Raw genomic sequence first — 24,625 nt, forward strand, 5'->3', positions numbered from 1 at the left:
GTTTAGCCTAAATTTTTTTTATTATTATTTACAACATTTCTTTACAAGATTTAACAATATTATCAACTGTAATACCATTTTTAGCAAGCAAATGTTCATAAGGAGCTGATTCTCCAAATTGGTCTAAAATACCAATTCTTTTAAATTTACAACCACCTTTTTCTGCAACTACTTCAGCAACAGCACTTCCAAGTCCGTTAATAATATTATGATCTTCAACTGTAACTATACCTTTTGTTTCCTCAATAGCCTTTAATACAGCACTCTTATCTAAAGGCTTTACAGTGTGCATATCAATCAATCTTACAGAAACACCTTCTTTTTCTAATTGTTGAGCAGCTAAAACACCTTTGGATAAAATATCACCAGTACAAATTATAGTTACATCATTACCTTTATTTAATTCAACAGCTTTTCCAATTTCAAATTCATCATCACTTTTATATATTGAAGGAACAGAATCACGAGTAAAACGAAGGTACACAGGTCCATCATATTTTGCTGCAGCTTTAACTAGTTTTAAGGCAGAATCAAAATCAGCAGGAGCTACAATAGTCATGTTTGGAATAGTTCTTAACAAACCAATATCTTCAATACCTTGGTGTGAAGCTCCATCATTTGCAGGTGTAAAACCACCATGAGAACAAGCAATTTTAACATTTAATTTAGGGTAACACACTTCTTGTCTAATTTGCTCTAGCATTCTCATAGAGCCAAATACTGCATAAGTTGTTACAAATGGTATTTTCCCAGTAGTTGCTAAACCGGCACCTACGCCTAGGGCATTTTGTTCTGCAATTCCAACATTAACATGTTGATTTGGGAATTGTTGGCTGAAAGGAACTGTCTTACAAGATTTTCCAATATCACAATCGACAACATAAATATTAGCATCATTTGCAGCTAATTCCAAAATAGCTTGTCCGTAAGCTTCACGAGTTGGTTTTCCTTCCCTTATTTGCATGATAAGCCTCCTTTTACTTCTGTTAATGCTTGTTTAAATTGTTCATCATTTGGAGCCATTCCATGCCAAGCTACAACGTCTTCCATGAAAGAAACTCCTCTTCCTTTAGTTGTATGAGCAACAATAGCATGAGGCTTAGTAGATTTAGAATTTCTAATTTTATCAAATGCTGCAGTTATTTCTTCCATTTTATGCCCATCAATTTCTTCGGTTTCACAACCAAATGCTTCAAATTTCTTTACCATATCTAAAGATGGCATAACAAACTCACAAGTATTATCATTTTGCAATCTATTTTGATCTAAGATAACTACCAAATTGTTAAGTTTATATTTGCTAGCAGTTTCGAGTGCTTCCCAAATTTGACCTTCGTTACTCTCTCCATCTCCAACAACACAAAAAACTCTATAATCTTTATTATCTCTTTTAGCAGCTAGAGCCATCCCCACAGCTACCGATAAACCTTGACCAAGTGATCCAGTAGAAATATCAATTCCAGGACATCTTTTCATATCTGGATGACCTTGTAAGATAGATCCTTCTTTTCTAAGAGTATAAATCTCATCATAGGGAAAATATTCTTTAAGCGCTAAGCAAGAATATTGTACTGGACATGCATGCCCTTTTGATAATACGAATCTATCCCTATCCTCCCATTTTGGATCTTTTTCTCTTATATTTAATTCATCAAAATATAAAGCAGTTAAAATATCCGCAGACGATAGATATCCACCAGGGTGTCCCGATTTAGCTTCATGAATCATTGTTAGAATTGTTGTCCTAACTTCTATAGCTTTTTCCTTGAGAAATTCAATAGAATTATTCTGTCTCATAGGGTAGCCTCCTTAAAAGAATACAAAGTTTTATTTTTTTTTACTAAAAACACTATATCACACAATAAATATCCTGTCATTAAAAAAATTCTGTATACAAGATTTTTTATCTTGACTTTTCGCTCATATCTTATAAACTATTAATACGTACAATAAATAAGAGGTAAAAATTATGAAAATAGTTGTATTAGATGGTTTTACACTAAACCCCGGAGATTTAAGTTGGTCTGCACTTCAAGAACTTGGAGATGCTACTATTTATGATAGAACAGAAAAAGAAGATATAATTTCTAGAATTGGAGATGCATCAGTTGTATTAACAAACAAAACTCCTTTAAACGAAGAAATTTTTAAAGCATGTAAAAATATTAAATACATCGGTGTTTTAGCAACAGGCTATAATGTTGTAGATGTAGTTAGTGCAAAGGAACATGGAATTGTTGTATCAAACATACCAACTTATGGAACTACAGCAGTAGCACAATTTGTTTTTGCCTTATTATTAGAATTATGTCACAGAGTTGGTCATCACAGTAATAGAGTTGCACAAGGAGCTTGGGCAAGTTCAAAAGACTTTTGTTTTTGGGATTATCCTTTAGTAGAATTATATGGAAAGACAATAGGGATTATTGGCTTTGGTAGAATTGGACATCAAACTAGCATAGTAGCTAGAGGTTTTGGTATGAAAGTCTTAGCTTATGATTCTTATGTAAATAAAGAATGGGAAAAAGAAGGAGTTAGTTATGTAACTCTTGATGAACTATTAAAAGAAAGTGATGTAATTTCACTTCACTGTCCTCTATTCCCAGAAACAGAAAAAATTATAAATGCTGAAACTCTAAGCAAAGCAAAAGATGGTGTTAAAATTATTAACACTTCAAGAGGTCCATTAATAGATGAAGATGCATTATATCAAGCATTAGAAAGTGGTAAAGTTAGTGGAGCAGCAATGGATGTGTTAACTGTAGAACCTCCAACTGGACACAACAGATTAACCACTCATCCAAATTGTATAGTAACTCCTCATATAGCTTGGGCACCAAAAGAAAGTAGACAGAGACTTTTAAATATTGCAGTAGATAATATTAAACAATTTATGAATAATACTCCTGTTAATGTAGTAAATTAATAATCGTATATTTTATTAGGATGCCATATCATAAATAAAATTTGGCATCCTTTTTATATATTAAAATTAATTCATAAAAAGGGCTTTGCAAAATTTGCAAAGCCCTAACTATATTATTCAATATATTTTTTATTTGAACATATGCTCTTCAACAAATTTCCAAACATCCATATATTCTTTACTCTTTATTACTTCATCAAAACCATCTTTTTTCATATTTTCAACAATCCTTACCATTTTTTCAGTAAAGCGATTATTGGTTTCAAAGACTTTTTTGATATCCCATCTAGTTGGAGAAGTATCACTAGTTAAATAATCATCATAACCATACTTCATTAAATAATAAACAAACTCTAATGTTTCAATTGGGTGCTTAGAACCACAGAAATAATCCCAATCCCAAAGTGCATCATTATCATTTATATGAACATAGAAAGGAATATTACAAGAGTGTAAAATAGAAATTTCTTCAGCTGGATTATTATTACCATAAGTAGAATGTCCGAAATCTATAGTAACACCTAATCCTTTTTTATTAATTTCTTTAATTAATAAAATAGTTTTAGCAGCATTATCTAAGAAACAAGTTCCACGAATTTCACTTGGCTTATATTCAATATATAAACAGATATCACTTTTATAATCAGCAGCTTGAGAGAAAGTCTCTTTAAGCCTATCCCAATTTTCAGCATAATCAGCTTGGAAAGCGAACTCATACCCATCCCCTAAAGGACAACAAGTAACTTTATCAGCACCAACAGCCTCAGCAAAATCTTTTGCATCTTTGATAAATTGAACAGCTTTAGCTCTAACTTGAGGATCACCACTAGTTAAACCACCATTTACAAACTCGGGTTCTGCTTTTACATTAACGTTAATTGCAGCAATTCCTAAGTTATACTTCTTCATTAAAGCTTTTGTTTCTTCAGCATCATTTACTTCATAAGGAAAAACACACTCTAAAGCTTCAATACCTTCAATTTGACTTGCTAACTCAAATTTTTGAGCAAGCGATTTTGGTTGATTATACTCATTAAATCTATCTTTGGATTTACCAAGAAATGAGGAAATTACCGAATATTTCATTTTTTTTGACTCCTAACATCCAATTTTATTTTTCTTTAAATAGCTTACCCCTATTGAGTAATCCATCATTACGTTTTCACTATTACTATTAATTTCTAAATCATAACTACCTAAATACTTGAAATAGGTTAAAGCTTCATCTAATTGTTTAAAATCAATATTACCTCTACCCAAAGGCAAAGCTAAATTTTCACTACCAAAATTATCTTTTAGATGTGTTCCAAATATTCTGCCTTTCAACTTTGAAGGAATTAAAGATAAAATTTCACCACTACAATTTGCATGTCCAGTATCTAAGTTATATCCTATAGAAGTTAATTCTGTTTCATCTATTAATCTAATAAGCCCATCGATTCCCCCTACAATGGAGCCAGGAATTATTTCTAAAGCAATTTTAAAATCATACTCTTTAGCTATAAGAGATAGTTTATTAATCATATATTTAAATTGATTCCAAATAGTTTTATAATCTTCTCTCTTAGAATCTTTAACTTTATATTTAGCAATAGGGATAACAATAATATTTACTTCATCAAAGTTTTCTTTAACCAAATGACAAACTTTATTGAACTCTTGGTAACAATTTTCCTTAAATAATGAATCAAAATCTTCAGTATAATGAATTAAAAAATGGGCTACAAATACACTCATTTTTAGATTCAACTTTTTATATTCTAAAGCTAATTTGTTGGCATTTTTTTCCCAATCTCTAACATTTTCTTTCTTATAGATTTCTCCTTGAAAACAATCTACACCTAAAGTTTTTAAATCTTTTAATCCGTCAATATAGTCATCAACTGAAAAGTTAGTACTATATTTAGAAAAGAAAAAAGATGGAGAAACACCTATCATATTAACCTCTTAAAATAAAAAATTCTGTATTCAAAATTTAATTTATCATAAAATGGTTTCACTCTTGTGTCAATAAAAAAAATTTATTTTCTTTAATATTTCTTATTGATATGATAATATAAATTAAAATTTTATATACAAGAGATGAATATGGACAGGGAAAATAACATAATAACTTTTGATGATTTAGGAACTAAAGCATATAAAAAACTAAAAGAAATGATTATATCAGGGCAACTAAAGCCTGGTCAGAAGTTAAACCAAGTTCAGCTTGCTGAACAATTAGGAATTAGTAGGACACCGTTACTTCAAGCAATGAACCGATTAACAAGTGAACAATTAACAGAAACAATTCCACGAAGAGGAACGAGGGTTAGAGTATTTACCAATGATGATCTAATATCTATCTTTGAAATTAGGGGAAGATTAGAACCATATATTTGTGAATTAGCTGCAAAATCCATAACTGAACAACAAATTAATAGATTAAAATTAAATACAAAAGCAATGGAAGAAGCTATAAAAAATAATGATGAAGCCACATTTAAAACTTTGGATAATGAGTTTCATTCAATCATTATCGAAAGCTCTAAAAACTATTTTATAGCTGAAGTTCTGCAAAAATATGTACCTTTAATGCATGCTGTTAATTTATTAAAACCCATGGGAAAGTCACTACAAGACCATAAAAATATTATTGAATCCTTAATAGAACAAGATCCTTTAGGAGCTTCTCAATTAATGTATTATCACATATATGGATCTACTAAAAATAAACTTTTACAAATTCTAGAAGAACGAGGTTAATATGGAAACAAAGTTAGAAAACAAGTCAGTTAAAGATTATATTTACGATAAAATAAAAGAATTACTAGAAAATAATGAATTTGCTGTAGGTGAAAAAATCAATAAAAATGATTTAGCTGTAAGGTTTAATATTAGCTTAACCCCAATAAATGATGCATTAAACAGACTTGTTGGAGAAAACTATCTAGTACAATATCCAAGAAAAGGCTTTTTCGTAAAAGAATTTAGCCCAAAAGAATTATGTGATTTATTTGAAATTAGAGCAGGTTTAGAAGGTATTGCAGTAAGATTATGCTGCGAGCGAGCAAATGACGAAGATTTAAATGAGCTAATCCATAGTTTTGATTCATTTGAGAATGGAGTTACTCCGGATATGGTAAAAAACTATACAAGTGTTGATAAAAACTTTCACCAAAAAATTATTTTCTTAGCTAAAAACCCATTAATATCACAAGTTAGAAATTCTTTAGGTTTCTTAAATCGATCTTATCAAAAAGGACTTGTAAAACCAGCTAGTGATTCACTTAAAGAACACCATCAAATAATTGCTGCCTTAAAAATTAGAGATGGAAAAAAAGCTCAAAGTGCTATGGAAAATCATTTACTTGGCTCTAGAGATAGAATATTAACATCTCTTAAAAATAAAACTTAATTTATTTTTAAAAACATTATAGGGGTTTTCCCCTATTTTTTTTTGATTTTGTTTTTTAAATACAAAATTAATTTCAATTTAAATGTTATTTATAAAAATATTTAAAAAAAAACTTGACAATTCGGGAAACCTATTAATAAGATATTGTATACAAAATTGAAAAATAATAAAATTTCAAGAGGAGATTGTTATGAAAAAGATTTTATTAGCTCTATTAATGGTATCCCTATCTTTTGGATCCATTTTCGCACAAGCTCAACAAGAATATCCATCTAGAGATATTACAGATATCGTAGTATGGGGTGCTGGTGGTGGCACAGACTCTTGTAACCGCATTATCATGGAAGAAATGGGAAAAGTTCTTGATGTGAATATCAACGTTAATAATGTTACAGGTGGTAAAGCTGGAATAATTGGTATGACTGAAGCTTACAACAAACCTGCTGATGGATATACTCTTTGTGGTTTATCTGAATCAAATACAACTGCAGCTGTATACGGTTGGGATCACACAATGGATGTTTGGGACTTTTTCATCGTTGGAGGCTCTCCTGATATCTTATCTGTAACACCTGATAGCCCATATAAAACACTTGAAGATTTAGTTGAAGCATCAATGAAAAACCCTAATAGTATTTAAGCTGGTGCAGGTGGTCCTGGTTCTATTCACCACTTAAATTTATTAGCATTCATGGAAGGTTCAGGTGCTAAACTAGCCTTTATTCCTTATGATGGTTCTCCAGGCTCTCAAAATGCTGCAATGACTGGTGAAATCACAGTTGTTATTACTTCAGTTGCTGAACAAGCTGAAATGATTAAAGCTGGAAAACTTAGACCATTAGCAATGATGACCCCAGATGCTTATACTCTTGCTAGCACTAAAATTCCTTCATCTTTTGATATGTATCCAGAATTATCAAACTTCTTACCATTAGGTCAACAAATTGGTTTTGCAGTAAGAAGTGATGTTCCAGAAGAAAACAAAACTATTTTAGAAAATGCATTTGCTGAAGCTATGGAATCTGATGCAGTTAAAGCTTTTGGTAATCAACATTATTACAACTTAAGTGGTAAATATGGTGAAGAAGCAAAAGAAATTTTCAAAAACTTAGAATCAAAATTCTCTTGGACTTTAAGTGATTTAGGTTCTGCTGAAGTAGATCCTGCCACTCTTGGAATACCAAGAAAATAATTAATTTAAAAATTAAAAATGCCCACTGGGTAATATCTCAGTGGGATTTTTCAAGGAAATAGGTATGAACCAGAACGACAAAAATAAAAATATGAGAGGTGCCGACATAATAATTAGCATTCTCTTTTTGATTTTAGGTATTTTCATATTAATAGGCTCATTTCAAATGCCGTTAAAAGACTCATATGGTGGGGTTGATAGTGTTTGGTATGTTTCTCCAGCATTGATGCCTATCATCATTGGCCTTGCTATAATTTTACTATCTGTAACTATTTTATTATATGCAGTAAAACAAGGTGGATGGGAATTATTAAAATCAACTTATACTGAAAGAAAAAAAGATCCTATATTTAATGAATCCACTGTAAGGATGCTAGCAACTTTAATCCCACTTTTTTCATTAGTCTTTATTCATCTTAGAATGTTAGATTTCTGTATCGCTGTAGCTCTTTATTTGACATATACAATTAGTGTTTTTTATTTTGAAGATTTTAAAATTTTAAAAGACTCTTTAAAATTTTATTCAATCATTATAGCTATCAATTTAATAATTAGAATTACCGGTTTAAATATTATATTAGACAATATATTCATATTTACAACAGATATTCTCTCTTTAATTGAGCTTATAATACTAATTATCTATTTAAAGAAGAAAGTGAATAAAAGCGATATAAAAGAACTTTTAATTAAAAAATATCACCAAGCTCTAGGTGTTTCACTAATTACCCCAATAGCAATTGCAGCAGTTTTCCGTTTTGCATTAAGAATTCCTATGCCTAAAGAAGGATTCATAATGAATTTCATGTACTTAATTTACTATGCAATTAAATAGGAAGAGGATATAAATGAACATATTAAATCAATTTTCGGTTTTCTTCGCCCAAATTGGAACTATTTTAACTAGCCCAGGTCAACTTTTACTACTTTTTGGATGCACATTTATGGGTATTATTTTTGGTGCTTTACCTGGTTTAACAGCAACTTTAGGTGTAGCTCTATTAACTACATTAACTTACGGCATGAACCTTAATGTTGCAATGGTAGCTCTAATGGCAATATATGTTGGAGCTGTTTATGGTGGATCTTTTTCAGCAATCACTCTAAACATTCCTGGTACAGCTGCTTCTGCAGCTACAGCAATGGAAGGGTATCCAATGGCTAAAAAAGGCTTAGCTGGAAAAGCTTTAGGATTAACAACTACAGCATCAGCAATAGGTACAATATTTTCAATTCTTTTTGTAGTTGTATTTATACCTTTAATATCTGAACTTGCCCTCCAATTTACTTCCGTAGAATATTTTTTATTAGCGTTTTTCGGAATTTTAATCAGTGGTAGTATATCTTGTCCAGATACAGTTCAAAAAGGTTGGTTAGCTGGATTCTTCGGACTATTTTTAGCAATGGTTGGAACAGATAGTTTACAAGTTTACCCTAGATTTACTTTAGGATATTATCCTTTAGAAGGTGGTATTGAAGTAGTACCTGTATTAATTGGTGCTTTTGGTATTCCTCAAATAATACAAGTATTAAAAGAACAACAAGCTCCTCCTAAAGCAACAAAATTAGATAAAATTATTCCATCTTGGAGCTCTATTGGTAAAAGATTTGGACACATAGTTAGATCTGCTTTAATTGGAGTTGGAATTGGTTCTGTCCCTGGTATTGGTGAAGATATCGCAGCTTGAGTTTCATATGGGACTGCAAAAGGAACTTCAAAACATCCTGAAGAATATGGTACTGGTTGTGAAGAAGGTATTATTGCAACAGAAGTAGCAAACAATGCTTGTATAGGTGGAGCAATGATACCCCTACTTTCAATGGGAATCCCTGGCTCTCCTCCAGCTGCAATGTTATTAGGTGCACTATTACTTCATGGAGTATCCCCAGGACCAATGTTACAAATTGATAGACCTGGCTTTATTACAGAAGTTGCAGCTATCCTTTTACTTGCTTCTTTTGCTATGTGGTTTTGTGGAATATTTTTAGCTCCAAGAGTTGTAAAAATATTACAAGTACCTCCTGCCTTATTTATGCCTGTAGTTGGAATATTATGTATAATTGGATCTTACGCTCTAGGCCTTAAGATATTTAATTTATATCTAATGATTCCAATGGGAGTTATTACATATTACTTAGTAAAATATGGCTTTCCTGTTCCTCCGCTAGTCATTGGGGTAATATTAGGAAATATGGCTGATGCTAACCTTAGAAGAGGACTTATGGTCTCTGAATGTTCACTAAAACCATTTTTCACACGCCCTGTTGCTTTAATTCTCATAATTGTTATTTTTGCAACCTTTATAACTAATACTTCGTGGTATCAAAGTCATAAAGCTAAAAGAAAAGCAAAACACAATTAAATTTTTCACTTATAAATCCGTTGCAAAAGTTCAAATAACTAGCAACGGTTTTTTTTAATAATACAAAAAAAAAATTCACATTTCTTAACAATTTAATTAATTATATTAACAATTTATATATTTCTATATTTATTTATCTACTTTTATACCTAAATTCTATTATTTATTTTCATACCTTTGTACAATTGTCCTAATTAACATTCCAAATAATAATGGATATATAAGGAAATTAGAAAAAATATGGACAAGTGCACTATTTTATTAGAAAATTCAAAAAGTGAACTATTATCAACTGAAGTTGAACATGGTTTATCGTTATTAATAGAAATTAATAATCAAAGACTTCTCTTTGATCTAGGGGCAACCGGTTTGTTCTATTCTAATGCCAGCTTAATGAATATAGATTTAGCTACAATCAAAACAGTTGTTCTCTCTCACAGTCATTATGATCATTGTAGTGGCTTATTATCATTTTTGCAAAAACAAACTATTAATAACTTATATGTTGGTTCAAATTTTTTCGAACCTAAATATGCTCTAAACGATAGCACAATAACATATCTAGGCTGTGGTTTTGACAGACAGTTTTTAGAGAGTAAAAATATAATAATAAAAGAAATAAAAGATATTCACAAACTTAATGAAAATTTATATATAGTAACTAATTTTAAACAACATTATGAAAAGGAAATCATACCAAAAAGATTTGTTCATGGTGAGTTAAACAATTTAAAACAGGATAATTTTGGAGACGAAATTGTATTAGTAAAAAAAAGAAATGATGGCCTAACTTTAATAGTTGGCTGTGCTCATCGTGGTATTCTTTCAATTATTAAAAGCGTCAATTCATATTTTACAGAAAATATAGACACAATTATAGGGGGTATTCATTTGAAGCATGAAAATAAAAATCGTCTTGTTTTCACTAAAAATGAATTGCTTAAACTCGGCATTAAAAAAACTTTTTTATGCCATTGCAGTGGAGAAAAAATTACAAAATTATTACAAGAAGATAATTTAATTGAAGCAAATAATGTAGCTACAGGAGATATAATTCTTTTATGAGTATGAAAAATATAACAACAATAGCTCAAGAAATAATTGCTAAAACAGCTTCAATTGTAGCACCAAACACTGTAAATTTAATGGATGATAAAGGCATAATAATCGCTAGCAGTGATGAAAATCGAATAGGGACTTTTCATTCAGGAGCTCTTTTAGCAATAAAAGAAAAGAAAGAGATTGATATTTATCCAAATGAAGTAGATCAATATGAAGGAGCAAAACAAGGGGTTAATATACCAATAATTAAGAAGGGTAAAGCTATTGCTGTAATTGGAATGTTTGGCAATCCTGATGAAGTAAAACAAACTGCCCTATTGCTTAGCATTAGCACATCTCTTTTTTTAGATCAAGCTGCTGATATGAAAAAAGAACAAAGGAGAATGCTATTAAGAAGTAACTTAAGCGAAATATTATATTCTAAAAGTTGTGAAACTGAATTTTGTGAAATTATTGACGCTTTAGGTATTTCAATTACTTTCCCTTTACAAGCTATATTATTTTCTTTTTATGATAAAAATCAAAGTTATAACAAAATATATCAATTATTAAAGTCAAAAAATCTTATAAATAATAATGAAGATATCCTACTCGAATATCCTTCTAATTATTTACTTCTAAAAAGCAAATCGAATAAAAATATAAATATTTCAAAATTTAAAGAAGTATTAACTGAAATCAATTCTAATAAAATAGTATTTAGTCCAACAATTTCACATATTAGTGATTTATATTTCTCTATAATCATATCCAAAGCTTTAATGTTATTGCCTTATAATTATAAATATTATGATGGTAATAATTATGATGATTTAGTTCTTCTTGCTTTTGATGATAAGTCTAGAGATTATTTATCTAAATATTATTTAGTAATGAAAAATAAATTAGATAAACTCAATTCTTATTGGATTTATCCAACAATCGAAGCATATGTTAATAATGATGGAAAAATTCAAGCAATTGCTAATAGTTTAAATATTCATAAAAACACATGCATTTATCGAGTAAATAAAATTCTTGAACATTGCAATTTAAAAGATTGTACTTCATTTACTATCTTTTATTTTTTTAGAGCAATTATTTATACAAAACAAATCGAGTAAATTATTATTTTATAGGAGGGAAAAAGAATGTCAGGGATTTATATGTTTTCAGTGATCATTCTGTCAGTTATTGTTATGGTATTAGCCATTAGCAAATTTAAAATTCATCCATTTATTGTATTAACAACTATATCCATATTAGTTGGTCTTCTATGTGGGATGGATGCGGCAACAGTAGTAGATACTGTAAAAAGTGGATTCGGTAGCATTTTAGGTGCTATTGGTATTGTTATCCTAGCAGGAACAATAATTGGTACTATATTAGAAAAGACTGGAGCTGCACTTACTATGGCTAACTCTATTCTACATTTAGTAGGTAAAGAGAAATCTGCTCTAACTATGGCAGCTACTGGGTATGTAACTGGAATACCAGTATTTTGTGATTCAGGATTTGTTATCTTATCCCCTATTGCAAGAGCTTTAGCAGAACAAAGTAACAAAAGCTTAGCAGTATTAGCTACTGCACTATCTGCTGGTCTGTATGCAACTCACTGTTTAGTTCCTCCAACCCCTGGTCCAATTGCCATGGCCGGAACTTTAAGTGCTAATCTTGGTTTAACAATTTTAATTGGATTAATTGTTTCAATCCCCGCAACGATTGCTGGATTATTATATGCTACAAAAGTTGCTTCAAAAGTAGATATTAAACCAAATCCAGAAAATACAGTTGAAGAGTTACAAGAAAAATATGGAAAACTCCCTTCAGCATTACATTCTTTTTCACCAATCTTAGTCCCAATTATTCTAATTGCATTCAAATCCATTGCTGATTTCCCATCAGAACCTTTTGGAAATGGATCTATAGCAAGTTTTATATCTTTCATAGGAAATCCTGTTGTAGCTTTACTTATAGGTATAGCTATTGCAACCACTTTAATTCCAGTATCTGAAAAGAAAAATAAACTTGATTGGGTTACTAAAGGTGTTACTAATGCTGCTGGAATCCTAGCAATTACTGGAGCCGGTGGTGCTTTTGGAGCTATTTTAAAATCCCTTCCAATTGCCGATGCCTTAGCTGATTCACTCTTGAATTTACACATTGGGGTTCTACTACCCTTTATTATTGCAGCCTTATTAAAAACAGCTATGGGTGCTTCAACTGTTGCTATGATAGTAACATCAGCAATGATTGCCCCACTTATGAGTACATTAGGTTTTGATAGCGAATTAGCTAAAGTATTAGTTATTATGGCAATTGGTGCTGGCTCAATGACAGTTTCTCATGCTAATGATTCATACTTCTGGGTTGTATCTCAATTTAGTGATATGAATACTAAAGAAGCTTATAAATGTCAGACAGGGGTTACAGCAGTAATGGGTATAACAACAATTATTATTGTGTTTATAATTTCATTATTTTTATAAATTTAAGTACTACTAATTTAATCCATAAGTAATATTTGCTTATGGATTTTTTTATTTCTCTAAATTAAATTTTACTTCTTTACTATAAATGATTAATGAGATACTTTTAAATTAATCATGAAAACTAACACAAAATTAATGACTAGCGGGTCAATAAGTAAAAATATAATATACTTTGCTTTTCCAATATTTCTAGGGAATTTATTTCAACAATTATATATGATAGTAGATACTATTGTTTTAGGTAAATATGTAGGACGAGAAGCCTTAGCTGCTATCACATCTTGTGGTCCATTAATTTTTCTTATCGTTGGATTATTTACTGGTATTTTTATTGGAGTTGGTGTTGTTATTTCCAAGTTATTTGGGGCTAAAGATGTAGAAAGAGTTGAAAAAGCTGTACATACAACAGTAGCGTTTGCTCTTTTAAGTGGAATAGTCCTAACTTTAGTTGGGTATTATTTTGCTCCTAAATTGTTAATCATAATGAAAACACCAGCTTCTGTCTTAGATGATGCAACAGATTATGTTCAAATATATTTCTTAGGAATAAGTGCATTAATTTTATTTAATAGTGCAAGTGGGATTCTTCAAGCAATGGGAGATAGTAAGAGACCTTTATATTTTTTAATAGTATCATCTATTTCCAATATAATCCTTGATTTAATATTTGTAATTTATTTTAAATTAGGGACTAAAGGAGTTGCTCTAGCAACAGTTATTAGTCAATCAATTAGTGCTATTCTATCTTATAGAATTCTATTAACAACTAAAGATATCTATAGAATATATATTAAAAAGATTAAATTAGATATTTCATTATTAAAACAGTTTTTAGCCATAGGAATTCCATCAGGAATTCAAAATTCTGTTATTTCAATTGCTAATGTATTTGTTCAATCAAGTATAAATATATTTGGTCCAGTTGCTATGGCAGGAAACGGTGCAATGATGAGAATTCAAGGATTTGCATTCATTCCAGTTACAAGTTTTGCTATGGCGATGACTACATATACAAGCCAAAATATTGGAGCGGGAGAATTCTTGAGAGTAAAAAAAGGTACTAAATTTGGAATAATTTCAGCGATAGTTCTAGCTCAAACTATAGGTTTATTTATCTTTATTTTTTCACCAAAATTATTATTAATTTTTACAAATGATCCAAGTGTAATCGAAATTGGTGTATTAAAGGCAAGAATAACAGCTTTCTTCTTTTTCCAATTAGCAATATCTCATACAATGGCAGGAATATATAGAGGGGCTGGTAAATCAATAATTCCAATGGCAGTAATGCTATTATTCTGGTGCATCTTCAGAGTCTCATATATAACTGTGGCGCTAAAATATGTTTATGATATTAAAATAGTATTTTCTGCATACCCACTAACTTGGAGTATAAGTGCAATTGTATTTATAATTTATTACTTTAAAGGGAACTGGTTAAACCATCATCAACTAAAAATCACAAAATAATAATTTCTTCATCTACTAATTCGACAGTCTCAATCAAAGGTGGAAATTTCTTACTGAAAAAGATAAATGAAATTAAACTTAAGATTAATGAAATTATAATTGGTTGAATTGTAAATATTGTAGCATGATATATTTCCAAAAGAATAAAAGAAATACTTCCTATTATTAAAGAAGCATTAGCTCCTATAGTAGATGATTTAGGCCAATAAAGTCCAAATATATAAGGGACGAAAGCTCCGGCAGCTCTCAATGAAAATACAAATATTAATATTTCAATAATCGATCCAGAATTAAATAAAGCTAATAAATAAACAATTAAACCAAAGACAACTATTGAAAGTCTAGAAGTAAATAAGACTTGGCGAGTAGTTGCTTTTTTATCTATATACACCTTATATATATCATTAGAAAAAATAGTTCCAATAGCTAAAATATCTGAATCTGCACTACTAATTACAACAGAAATAAGTGATACAAATAATATTCCTATAATAAAGTTGGGCATTGCTTGTAAAGCTAAATTTGGTAGAGCATATGTAAGCCCATCTTTAAAAATAACTGAGATATCTAGATATCCAACATTTTCCAAGGCTAAAGTAATTAATCCTAAAAAAGTTGGAATAAATGCAAAACATACCATAAGAAAGGAAGCTAAAACAGTCCCTTTACTTGAATTATATGAATGTTTAATTGAATAAAAAGAGACAGAAATCTCTTGACCAACAGTAAAGGTTGTTATGTACATAATAACCAAAGTAATAATTGTTGATGTACTCATACCATTAAAAAGATCTAGTGATTTTAGAGGGAGATTACTTAAAGCCTTTGGTAAATTCGAACATAGCCTTATTGAATAAATAAAAACTAAAAAAAGACCAACTACAATTAAGATTAATTGGAAAAAATCTGTATATACAGTACTCCAAAGTCCACCTAAAACTAAATAAGTTATTATTACAAAAGCTATAATACTAACAGAAATTTTATAATCTAAACCTAAAAAAATTGATAAAAGCTTTCCTGCAGCAACAAGTTGAATTACAGATAAAACCAACAAAGGCAAAATCATTAAAATAGTAGTAATTAATCCTGATTTAGCACCATATCTTCTTCTAAAAAATTCAGGAACAGTTTTTACTTCACTTTTTCTAAATTTTGGAGCAAAAATCGAAAGTATAACAAAGGCTATGCCCATTGATAAAATATACCAAGATGAACTTAAACCCCATTCACCATAGGCTTTCTCAAATACGCCTAAAGAACTTCCAACTCCAATTTCTGTAGCTACCAATGTACATGCTAATAATACTTGATTTAAGCGTCTTCCTGCTACTGCAAAATCTTCATTTATGTCAATCTTTTTTGATGAAACATATCCAATTATTAGCAATATTAAAAAATAAATCACTATTGTAATCATTAAAAAAAGACTCATCAAAATTAACCCCTTGAGTATAATCTTATCATTATCTAAGGTAGTGTAAATATAAAAATATTGATAAAATTTTGAGGGATAAATTAGATTTTTAGATAACAATAGTTTTTAATGTCAACTAATTAGAAAACAAACTTTTTACCCTTAACACTGCTATTTTCTTTTTATATAAAGATTTAAGTACAGAAATTGATAATAATTTATTGTAATATTAAATTTTGTATAAAAATAACATATAAGGTACCTAATAATTTTAAAATCAAAAATATTTTAAGAAAATTATAACAAATTCGCACTTTATTATAATATATTTCTATTTTTTACATTTATTGATAATTTTTTTACAAGTCAAAACAACTTATTATGTAACAAACAATTAACTATTAATCTTCTTTACCAGCTTTCATAACATTAGCTACATCAAAAGCATGACAAGGAGTCACAGCATAAATCATGTTACATTTATCACAACTATCCTCAAATGTCTCCATTTGAAAAACATTACCACAGTCACATTCTATGGTTAAAGGCATTGGTAAAAAAGCATTTGAATACCCCATCATTCTAACTTTATTTAACACTTCTTTTCCATTTTCAAAACTTCCATTACATCCTTCGTGCATTTTCTTCTCCTAATCTATATATAGTGATTCTAATTTTATAGCTTGACCTAATCTTATTAACTGTCTTTCTTTCATCAAAAACTTATCAATTTCTTCTAACTTCTTTAACATTACTTTTTCTTCTTCATTAGTATGTAAGATTTTATGTATGCCACCGTTTTTAATAACAATTCTTTTATCTGCCATAAGGGCTAAAATTGGATCATGGGTTGCCATTAATACTATCTTCTCTTCTTTTACTAACAAAGCTAAAGCTTTTTTTCTATCTATTCCTGCATTTTCAATTTCATCAATTAGAACAATTGGCGATTTTGATAAAATTGCAGTATCTGCTATCATTAGAGCTCTAGATTGCCCACCTGATAAACTAGTAATTGGAGTTTCAAGATCAAAGGTCTCTCCAGCTAATAGATTTGCCTCATCAATTATTTTACTAACAACATTATCTACATCATCAACTAATCTACTATTAGCATGAAGTTCTAGAAATTCTCTTACACTCAAATCCATAACAAAATTCATATTCTGCGATAACTGAGCAACAATCTTATTCCCAGAGGAAAATCTCCACTTTTTATCAGCTTCTTTTCCATTAATTAAAATCTTTCTTTTAGTAGGAGTATCTTCGTCAGCAATCCATTCAATATCTGCTAACAACCTACTTTTACCAGATCCTGTTGGTCCAACTATTGCAATTACTTCACCAACATTAATTGTTAAATCATAAGACTCTTTATTGCCTGTCTTATCAAAACCTTTAAGAATTGTTAGACTTTCAACTTTATCATCCTCAATTCCTAAAAATTCAAGCATTTGTTGAAAATACTCATAGTAATTGTTTAAAGTTAAGTCTTTATCAATCGCAAGATCTTCTAACTCTTCTTCATTCATTTCACTAATTATCTCTAAGGGACTTTTAGTAAAATCTTTATAAAAATTCTCATTTTCACTAAAATAATCAGCCATAAAAGGATATTTTTCAATTACTTGGTTTATATTTAAATTTATAAAATCTACTTTGTTCATTTTTCACCTAAATTCATTTTTCTAACATTGCCTAATTGGTAATCTTCACCAATTCTTCTTTCTCCCAAACAATAAGAACATAGAGCACTTGGCATAGAAAATCTTAATTCTTTTCCTTTCACTGTCGTTATTTGTTTATCATCTAATATCAAAGTTGAAAGCTCAAAAGCTCCTTGACCTGTAAGGCCATTTATATTCATTGTTATTGCTTTAGGATTAACTTGTCTAACTCTTGATGCAAAAACTTCTCTTTCTGCTTGAGAGACAATATCACCTTTAGTGATAACTACAATATCTGCAGCTTTTAGCATAGGTCCAATTTTCTTAGGTGTATTAATACCTGATAAATTATCAATTACACATATTGCTTTTATATCTTTAATATATGGTGAACATCTATTACACAGTCCAGCTGATTCAGTTATTAAAACATCTAAATCCATCTTAACTCCCCACTGGGTCACTTCTTCTATATTAGAAACAAAGTAGTGATCCGGACATAATGAACCTGACAAACCTTTCTTAACTGGAATATTTAGCTTTTTATATAAAACATCATCATCTGTGTATAAACAATCAAATTTTACTACACCAACTTTTAAATTTCTTTTCTTAAGAGCGTCTATAGTTTTAACTATAACCGAGGTTTTCCCTGAAGAAGGAGGTCCTGAAATTGTGATTAGATTCATGCTATTTCCTCACTTGATTTGTTAAATTCTTCAATACAGGTTTTTAAAATATTTCCAATATCATTATTTTTTATATAATCCCAACCGACCCACATATATCTATTATTTTTATCAATATTATTATCAACTTCAGGGTGCGTTGATGGGAATAACCCTGTATGACTTAATATTTCTCCAACTTCTCTTGATGCAAAGAATTGTGCTACTTCTTTTAGCTTATCTGCTTTCTTAGCTTTAGTTAGCATAAATATAGGAGAAATAATTGCTCCATCTTTTGGCCAAATTGCATTCATTGGTCCACCAAATTTAGCCATTTTAGTAAAGAAATAAGGCATTATAGTTATGGCAGGTTGAATTCTTCCAACATTTGATTTTACCATCTGTGAAGGATGCATACTTTTAAGTAAAGTTTTCCCAAGTCTTCTAACTCCTTCAAGGCCAAATCTTTTATATATATTTAAAAGAATTGCATTAAATAAATCAAAATCTCCAATAGGTAAACTTACACTATTATCATAATCACCACTTATTAATTCTTCCCAAGATGAAGGGGCTTTTTTATCTTTTAAGACATCATCGTTTACTAAAAATACTGCTGGAACTACACTTATTATTGAATAATCTCCATCTGGATCTTTTAAAGATAAATATTCATTATCAAAGTCTTTATTGTATTTATCTAAATTAACTAAGTCTTTAAAAACCTTTTTCTTTTTAAATTGATTCATATATTTATCGTCAAAAAATAAATCAAAACCTGCTGATAAAAATACATCAGATAAGGATTCTTCCTTCATGCTATCCTTGAGCCAATCCACCCCCATAGAAGCAGCTTTTAATTCGTAATCAATATCTTCTTTTTTATCTTTTTCTTCTAACCATTTTTCAAAAGACTCTAATAAAGGAATTCGAACAGGACAAGGTAAAATACCAGTTAATTTTATATCAGCTTCTTTTTTTATTTCACTTTCTTCTAAAGTTGAATCAACATCTTTTTGCTCTAAAACACTGTTTAATTCTTCTAAAAATAAGTCTTTATTTAACTTTTTAGATTTAATTAAAGTTTCCAATCTTAATGTTTTTCCCAAAGATGATAACAACTTCTCATTTTCAACTTGTTTTACCCCATTTAAAATGAAGTAATCCTTTGTCTGTGGATATTTATTTATTATATCGTAAAGAAAATCTTTCTCACTAATTTTCATATTTTGTCCTCTTCTATTTTTTATAGTCCCATATTAGTACCTAAAAAATAAATAGTCTGTTGCATTTGCAACCTTATAAAAAAAATAATTACATCAATTAATAATATAGCTAAATTAAAATATTTATATTTATTTTAATACTTTTAATGCATAAAAAAGCCGCTGCTAACCTTTTTAAAGTTCTGCAACGGTTCTTACTTATTTATAATGGAATATTATTTTATCTTATTTAATACCTTTTTATAGAAATCTACACCTAAAGGTAATGTATAGGTACAGATATTTTCATCAATAGCATGGATAGAATTTAATTGTTGCTGGTTTATTTCTAACGGAGCAAACCTAAAAATATTTTCACAAATAGGAGCATAGAATCTGGCATCTGTTCCTCCTGTTAAAGTATAAGGAGAGGGAGTTACATCTTCCCAAGTATCTCTGATAACCTCTTCAACTAACTTAAATTCTTTACTATTATAATCTACAACTTGGCACTCTCCAGCTGGATATAGTTCTTCAACTTCTATATCAAACTTCTTTGCCATTTTTCTGAAAATTTCAGTCATTTGCTTTGGACCTTGATGAGTTATAAATCTAACATTTGCTGTCACGTATGCTTCTTCTGGGAGAACATTTAAGCCATTAGCCCCTTTTGCTGTAGTAAAGGCTACTGTTGTTTTAAACATAGCAGCTCCCATATTACTCGATTTTGGGACAACAAACGATAAAAGTGGGGCAAACCCTCTTGAATGACGCATCAAAAATCCCATAACGCCACTAGTTGTTTTACCAAGTCTTGAGAACATTTCTGCTGTTACATCATTCATTTTAGATTTAGTTGGATCATGTTTTTTATAATATGTAATAAATTTTGCAAGTCTCTCAATAGGGGTGTTTTTAGGAGGGGCTGAAGCATGTCCGCCTTGACCTCTAGCAATAAATTTATAATTGCCTGTACTTTTTTCCAAACTACCTATCATGGCGTATTTACCTTTAACACCTGGCATTGGAGAGTCTATAATCATTCCCCCTTCGTCTATTACAAAACGTAAATGCACTCCTCTATCTTTCAAATATTGGCAAGTTTTTGTAGCTCCTTTGCCTAAAACTTCTTCTCCACAAGAAGATGCTATATATACATCTGTTGAAGGTTCAAATCCTTCAACTATTAACTCTTCAATAGATTGGAATATACAAAATAGTGAACCTTTTGTATCTACAGTCCCACGCCCCCAAATGACACCATCTTCAATATGTCCACTAAATGGAGGATGCTTCCACTCTCCAGTAGCTTCAACCACATCTTGGTGACTCATAAAGAGAACTGGCTCACATTTAGGATTTTTACATTCCCATTTAAATAATAAAGAATCTTCAATATTAACTACTTCACAAGTTTCAAAAACATGAGGAAAAAGACTTTTTAAAACTCCATGGAATTTTTCAAATTTTTCTTTCTGTCTAACATTAAAAATAGAAACAGTTTCACATTGAATCATTTTAGCTAATTTAGAGCTATATAAAGCTTCTCTCTCGTCCATTATTTTCTCTCCTTATGAGCTCTTTTGTAAAATAAGTAAGATACACCAATCGAAAGACCGCCAATTACTATAATCATTGTACCTGTATCACCAATTAAGGATGGGATTCCAATACAAATTAAAACCATAGAAACCATTGCAAAAGTAGATAATTTTAAATCTTTAATGAAATATTGGTAACCAAGTGCACCAAATAAAGCAGGCAATACATTATCAAAAGCAGGTTTAATCATTGGATTTTGTAAAATAGGAGTTAAAGGAACTATCATTAATACACCCAAGGCTATTACAAGCATTGTCGTTAATGCTGATGTAGCTATGGATAATGTCATTATAATTTCATCTTCCTTTGTTCCAGCTGTAGTTTTTGCTATCTCTCTAGAACTAAAAGCACAAGGTAATTTGAGGTTTGTTAAATTTCCTGTTAAGAAAGATAAATATACACCGCCAATACCAAGTAAAGGAACATAAATTAAATATTCAGCTATACAAGATGGTATATAAATAAGTAAGACTTTAGTGATGGATGTCGCAAAAGCTTTCATATTAACTTGTGCCCCAGTTAGACTCGCAATTAAAAAAGGAGCTATCAATAATGAAATAACACCAACTGAAAGGAAAAATTTGCCTAGTTTATGTGTATCTTCAATATATTTATCATAATCGAAACTAAGATCTTTCATCCTCACCTCCTAAAAGATTTTTCTAAAAATATATACCTATACTTTTTATATAATCAATAACTTATATTCTATTATGTATAAAAACTATTATAGGTAAAATTTAAAATCTAAAAAAGCTTAACAATACTTAACAAAGTACATCAATAGTACTTTACTGTCTATAATTTTAAAGAGTTTTTATACACCCCAATTCCCAAATGAAACATTTTATCCAATTATACAAAGCATTTAAAACTTTATACAACTAAATGAGAAAATTAATTGAATTTTTTATATAAATTTTATAAAAAATTTATGGTTTTACTGCTAATTATATCGATTTATACTAAATATTAGATATATATTAAAATCTTTCTTGTAAAAGAATAGCTACTTTTATAACATACTCTTAATACAATTTTAAATAAATTGATAAAACAATAAAATTTTAGGAAAAATGTAATTTTAAAAAATGACTATAGTCATAGGAAAAAATTAGTACTTATGTAAAAATGAATATAATGATAAACGCTAATAATAATAATACAAAAAAATTAATAAGATTATTCACAGTAATTCTCTTTATATTATTCTTAATTCCTCTACAATTTTTCCAAAGACCACCTGGAGAGGCTTTGGTATCTAATAATATTTTAAAGAGTATATCATTACTTATATTTCTTGGTACTGAATTAATAGAGTTCTACTATAATTATTCATCAGAAAAAATAAACCTTTCTAGATTATTATTTGGTGTTAGGATTTTTAGTCTTATTTTTATAATATTTTATGAATATAAACAAACTGGAATAGTAAACCCTTTCTATATTAATTTAAGTCCTTTATTAGCGTTTAATGTTCCTTTTGTAATGTCATCAAAAAAAAGCACAATTTTTATAATATCTTTGTGTATTCTAATTAGCTTATTAGATAATTATAACTTTACTTTGCATAATCTTGATTTCTATTATAAAATTATGATTCTTCTCCAAAGAATTTTTATAGTAGTTATTTTTTATTTATTTGCTAACTTTTGGCAAATTGATAGAAACAATAGTTTTGAAAAAGAAAAATTACTAAAACAGTTACACAAATCACAAATCGAACTTAAAAAATATGCTAGTGAAATCGCTAAAACTTCTGTATTAGAAGAAAGAACAAGAATAGCAAGGGATATGCACGATAATATAGGCCACTCTCTTACTGCTCTACAAATTCAATTAAGAAAGGCTCAAGCCTTTCTTGATATCGATTTAAATGAAAGTAAAGAGTCTATAAACTCAGCAATAGAAGTTGCCTCTTCAAGTTTACAAGATACAAGAGCTGTACTAAATGATTTAACTCATCCGAGCAATGAATTTTATATGGGAAATAAAATCAAATCTGTTATTTTAACGCTGGAACAAAGTGGTATAATAATTAACAAGGATATAGAAAAGGAAGATAGCAGTTGTAATTATGCAACACTTATTGCACTGTTTAGAGTTATCCAAGAAGGTAGTACAAATATTATTAAACATTCTAATGCTAAACATGTTTCTATAAAACTAAACTATACTGATGACGAGGCTCATTTAATTGTTGAAGATGATGGAGACGGTTTTGATCTTCAAAAATATTATTCACACAATGAAACAAAAGGCATTGGTTTAATTGGATTAAAAGAAAGGTTTGAATTAATTAGAGGTAGTTTTATAATTGAAAGTGAAATAGGTAAAGGAACAAAACTAATTGCAACTGCTCCTAAAGATCCTGTACAAATTATTGGAGAAAATTAAAAATGGAAACTATCAAAATTATTATAGCTGACGATCAAACTCTCATTAGAGATGGGCTTGCCTCTTTGCTAAGTATTAAAAAAGAAGTTAAAATTTTAGGTACTGCCAAAAATGGTGTAGAAGCTGTACAAATGGCGAAAGACCTCTCTCCAGACATAGTTCTAATGGATATAAGAATGCCTGTTATGGACGGCTTAACTGCCCTAACAAAAATTAAAAAAACTAATCCCAATATTAAAATTATAATGTTAACTACTTTTGATGACGATGATTATATAATTAAATCTCTTCAAGCTGGTGCAGAGGGATACCTTTTAAAAGACATTCCTATTGATGATTTACTTAGGGCTTTACAACAATCTATGAATGGTACTTTTCAAGCAACTAGTTCAGTTATAACTAGATTATCAACTCATTTAAATAAAAAGGAAAAACCTGCAAATTCTTTAGAAATGGAAAATTTAAAACAATGCTTTTTAAATTTATCAGATAAAGAAAAAGATATTTTCAATTTACTTGGTGAAGGAATGACAAATAAAGAAATTGCTCAGAATTTAAAACTTAGTGAAGGTACAGTCAAAAATTATATGACAAATATTTTAGCAAGTTTTGAAATGCGAGATAGAACGCAACTAGCTCTTCTATCTTATAAAATAAAACTAAATTCAAATTAATTTATTTTCAATTACTATTTAACTTATACTTATTATGTCTTTTTGTAAATTCTTCAAAAAATATAAGATCTTTTTTTGTTTCTGAAATTTCTAATATATAAAGATTTGAAAATT

General features: G+C 29.3%; 21 protein-coding genes and 2 pseudogenes. 12 read left to right on the forward strand and 11 right to left on the reverse strand.

What is annotated here, in order from left to right; genetic code table 11:
- Positions 1-28: 28 nt before the first annotated feature.
- Complete coding sequence (locus ACZ5SO_RS11480) at positions 29-964, reverse strand: transketolase family protein (RefSeq protein ID WP_464624764.1); 936 nt, start codon at positions 962-964, stop codon at positions 29-31.
- Entirely contained in the window at positions 955-1,797 is an 843-nt protein-coding gene (locus tag ACZ5SO_RS11485; protein ID WP_464624766.1) for a transketolase, read from the reverse strand. Before ACZ5SO_RS11485 ends, ACZ5SO_RS11480 begins: the two co-directional genes overlap by 10 nt.
- Before the next feature lie 172 nt (positions 1,798-1,969).
- Between ACZ5SO_RS11485 and ACZ5SO_RS11490 the strand changes: the two genes are divergently transcribed.
- The gene (locus ACZ5SO_RS11490) at positions 1,970-2,926 is read left to right on the forward strand and encodes a D-2-hydroxyacid dehydrogenase (RefSeq protein WP_464624768.1); all 957 of its coding nucleotides are present in this window, start codon (positions 1,970-1,972) and stop codon (positions 2,924-2,926) included.
- A 129-nt stretch (positions 2,927-3,055) separates the two neighbouring features.
- On the opposite strand, the gene ACZ5SO_RS11495 is transcribed toward ACZ5SO_RS11490, so the two are convergent.
- Positions 3,056-4,012: a sugar phosphate isomerase/epimerase family protein gene (locus ACZ5SO_RS11495; protein WP_464624769.1), complete on the reverse strand. Its 957-nt coding sequence runs from the start codon at positions 4,010-4,012 to the stop codon at positions 3,056-3,058.
- Positions 4,013-4,024: 12 nt separating this feature from the next.
- Complete coding sequence (locus tag ACZ5SO_RS11500; protein WP_464624770.1) at positions 4,025-4,864, reverse strand: sugar phosphate isomerase/epimerase family protein; 840 nt, start codon at positions 4,862-4,864, stop codon at positions 4,025-4,027.
- Positions 4,865-5,014: 150 nt separating this feature from the next.
- Between ACZ5SO_RS11500 and ACZ5SO_RS11505 the strand changes: the two genes are divergently transcribed.
- From ACZ5SO_RS11505 to ACZ5SO_RS11545, 9 genes and pseudogenes are all read left to right on the forward strand, one after another.
- Positions 5,015-5,671, forward strand: a complete 657-nt coding sequence (locus ACZ5SO_RS11505) for a GntR family transcriptional regulator (RefSeq protein ID WP_464624771.1) — start codon at positions 5,015-5,017, stop codon at positions 5,669-5,671.
- Position 5,672: 1 nt separating this feature from the next.
- Positions 5,673-6,323 carry a GntR family transcriptional regulator gene (locus ACZ5SO_RS11510; protein ID WP_464624772.1) on the forward strand — a complete coding sequence of 217 codons (651 nt, stop codon included), beginning with the start codon at positions 5,673-5,675 and terminating at the stop codon, positions 6,321-6,323.
- A 340-nt stretch (positions 6,324-6,663) separates the two neighbouring features.
- Positions 6,664-7,515 (forward strand): annotated as a pseudogene (locus tag ACZ5SO_RS11515) (tripartite tricarboxylate transporter substrate-binding protein).
- A gap of 64 nt (positions 7,516-7,579) precedes the next feature.
- Positions 7,580-8,350 carry a hypothetical protein gene (locus tag ACZ5SO_RS11520; RefSeq protein WP_464624773.1) on the forward strand — a complete coding sequence of 257 codons (771 nt, stop codon included), beginning with the start codon at positions 7,580-7,582 and terminating at the stop codon, positions 8,348-8,350.
- A gap of 13 nt (positions 8,351-8,363) precedes the next feature.
- Positions 8,364-9,878 (forward strand): annotated as a pseudogene (locus ACZ5SO_RS11525) (tripartite tricarboxylate transporter permease).
- A 240-nt stretch (positions 9,879-10,118) separates the two neighbouring features.
- Positions 10,119-10,943, forward strand: a complete 825-nt coding sequence (locus tag ACZ5SO_RS11530) for an MBL fold metallo-hydrolase (protein ID WP_464624775.1) — start codon at positions 10,119-10,121, stop codon at positions 10,941-10,943.
- Complete coding sequence (locus tag ACZ5SO_RS11535) at positions 10,940-12,043, forward strand: sugar diacid recognition domain-containing protein (protein ID WP_464624777.1); 1,104 nt, start codon at positions 10,940-10,942, stop codon at positions 12,041-12,043. The genes ACZ5SO_RS11530 and ACZ5SO_RS11535 overlap by 4 nt, the downstream gene beginning before the upstream one ends.
- 27 nt (positions 12,044-12,070) lie before the next feature.
- Positions 12,071-13,408, forward strand: a complete 1,338-nt coding sequence (locus tag ACZ5SO_RS11540) for a GntP family permease (RefSeq protein ID WP_464624778.1) — start codon at positions 12,071-12,073, stop codon at positions 13,406-13,408.
- A gap of 117 nt (positions 13,409-13,525) precedes the next feature.
- A complete protein-coding gene (locus tag ACZ5SO_RS11545) occupies positions 13,526-14,881 on the forward strand; it encodes an MATE family efflux transporter (RefSeq protein WP_464624779.1) in 1,356 nt (451 codons plus the stop codon).
- Here ACZ5SO_RS11545 and ACZ5SO_RS11550 read toward each other — a convergent pair.
- From ACZ5SO_RS11550 to ACZ5SO_RS11580, 7 genes are all read right to left on the reverse strand, one after another.
- A complete protein-coding gene (locus tag ACZ5SO_RS11550; RefSeq protein ID WP_464624780.1) occupies positions 14,871-16,316 on the reverse strand; it encodes a sodium:solute symporter family protein in 1,446 nt (481 codons plus the stop codon). The genes ACZ5SO_RS11545 and ACZ5SO_RS11550 overlap by 11 nt on opposite strands.
- A gap of 383 nt (positions 16,317-16,699) precedes the next feature.
- Positions 16,700-16,939 carry a hypothetical protein gene (locus ACZ5SO_RS11555; protein ID WP_464624781.1) on the reverse strand — a complete coding sequence of 80 codons (240 nt, stop codon included), beginning with the start codon at positions 16,937-16,939 and terminating at the stop codon, positions 16,700-16,702.
- A 9-nt stretch (positions 16,940-16,948) separates the two neighbouring features.
- Positions 16,949-17,965, reverse strand: coding sequence for an ATP-binding cassette domain-containing protein (locus tag ACZ5SO_RS11560; RefSeq protein ID WP_464624782.1), 1,017 nt, complete (start codon positions 17,963-17,965; stop codon positions 16,949-16,951).
- On the reverse strand, positions 17,962-18,654 hold the full coding sequence (locus tag ACZ5SO_RS11565) for a GTP-binding protein (RefSeq protein WP_464624783.1): 693 nt from the start codon (positions 18,652-18,654) through the stop codon (positions 17,962-17,964). Before ACZ5SO_RS11565 ends, ACZ5SO_RS11560 begins: the two co-directional genes overlap by 4 nt.
- Positions 18,651-19,859: an ABC transporter substrate-binding protein gene (locus ACZ5SO_RS11570; RefSeq protein ID WP_464624785.1), complete on the reverse strand. Its 1,209-nt coding sequence runs from the start codon at positions 19,857-19,859 to the stop codon at positions 18,651-18,653. Before ACZ5SO_RS11570 ends, ACZ5SO_RS11565 begins: the two co-directional genes overlap by 4 nt.
- 215 nt (positions 19,860-20,074) lie before the next feature.
- Entirely contained in the window at positions 20,075-21,397 is a 1,323-nt protein-coding gene (locus ACZ5SO_RS11575) for a M20/M25/M40 family metallo-hydrolase (protein ID WP_464624786.1), read from the reverse strand.
- Complete coding sequence (locus ACZ5SO_RS11580) at positions 21,397-22,080, reverse strand: hypothetical protein (protein WP_464624788.1); 684 nt, start codon at positions 22,078-22,080, stop codon at positions 21,397-21,399. The genes ACZ5SO_RS11575 and ACZ5SO_RS11580 overlap by 1 nt, the downstream gene beginning before the upstream one ends.
- Before the next feature lie 500 nt (positions 22,081-22,580).
- Here ACZ5SO_RS11580 and ACZ5SO_RS11585 point away from each other — a divergent pair, with 500 nt between their 5' ends.
- The gene (locus ACZ5SO_RS11585) at positions 22,581-23,837 is read left to right on the forward strand and encodes a sensor histidine kinase (protein WP_464624790.1); all 1,257 of its coding nucleotides are present in this window, start codon (positions 22,581-22,583) and stop codon (positions 23,835-23,837) included.
- A 2-nt stretch (positions 23,838-23,839) separates the two neighbouring features.
- On the forward strand, positions 23,840-24,511 hold the full coding sequence (locus ACZ5SO_RS11590) for a response regulator transcription factor (protein ID WP_464624792.1): 672 nt from the start codon (positions 23,840-23,842) through the stop codon (positions 24,509-24,511).
- Positions 24,512-24,625 lie beyond the last annotated feature (114 nt).

Source organism: Pleomorphochaeta naphthae (genome assembly GCF_055396005.1).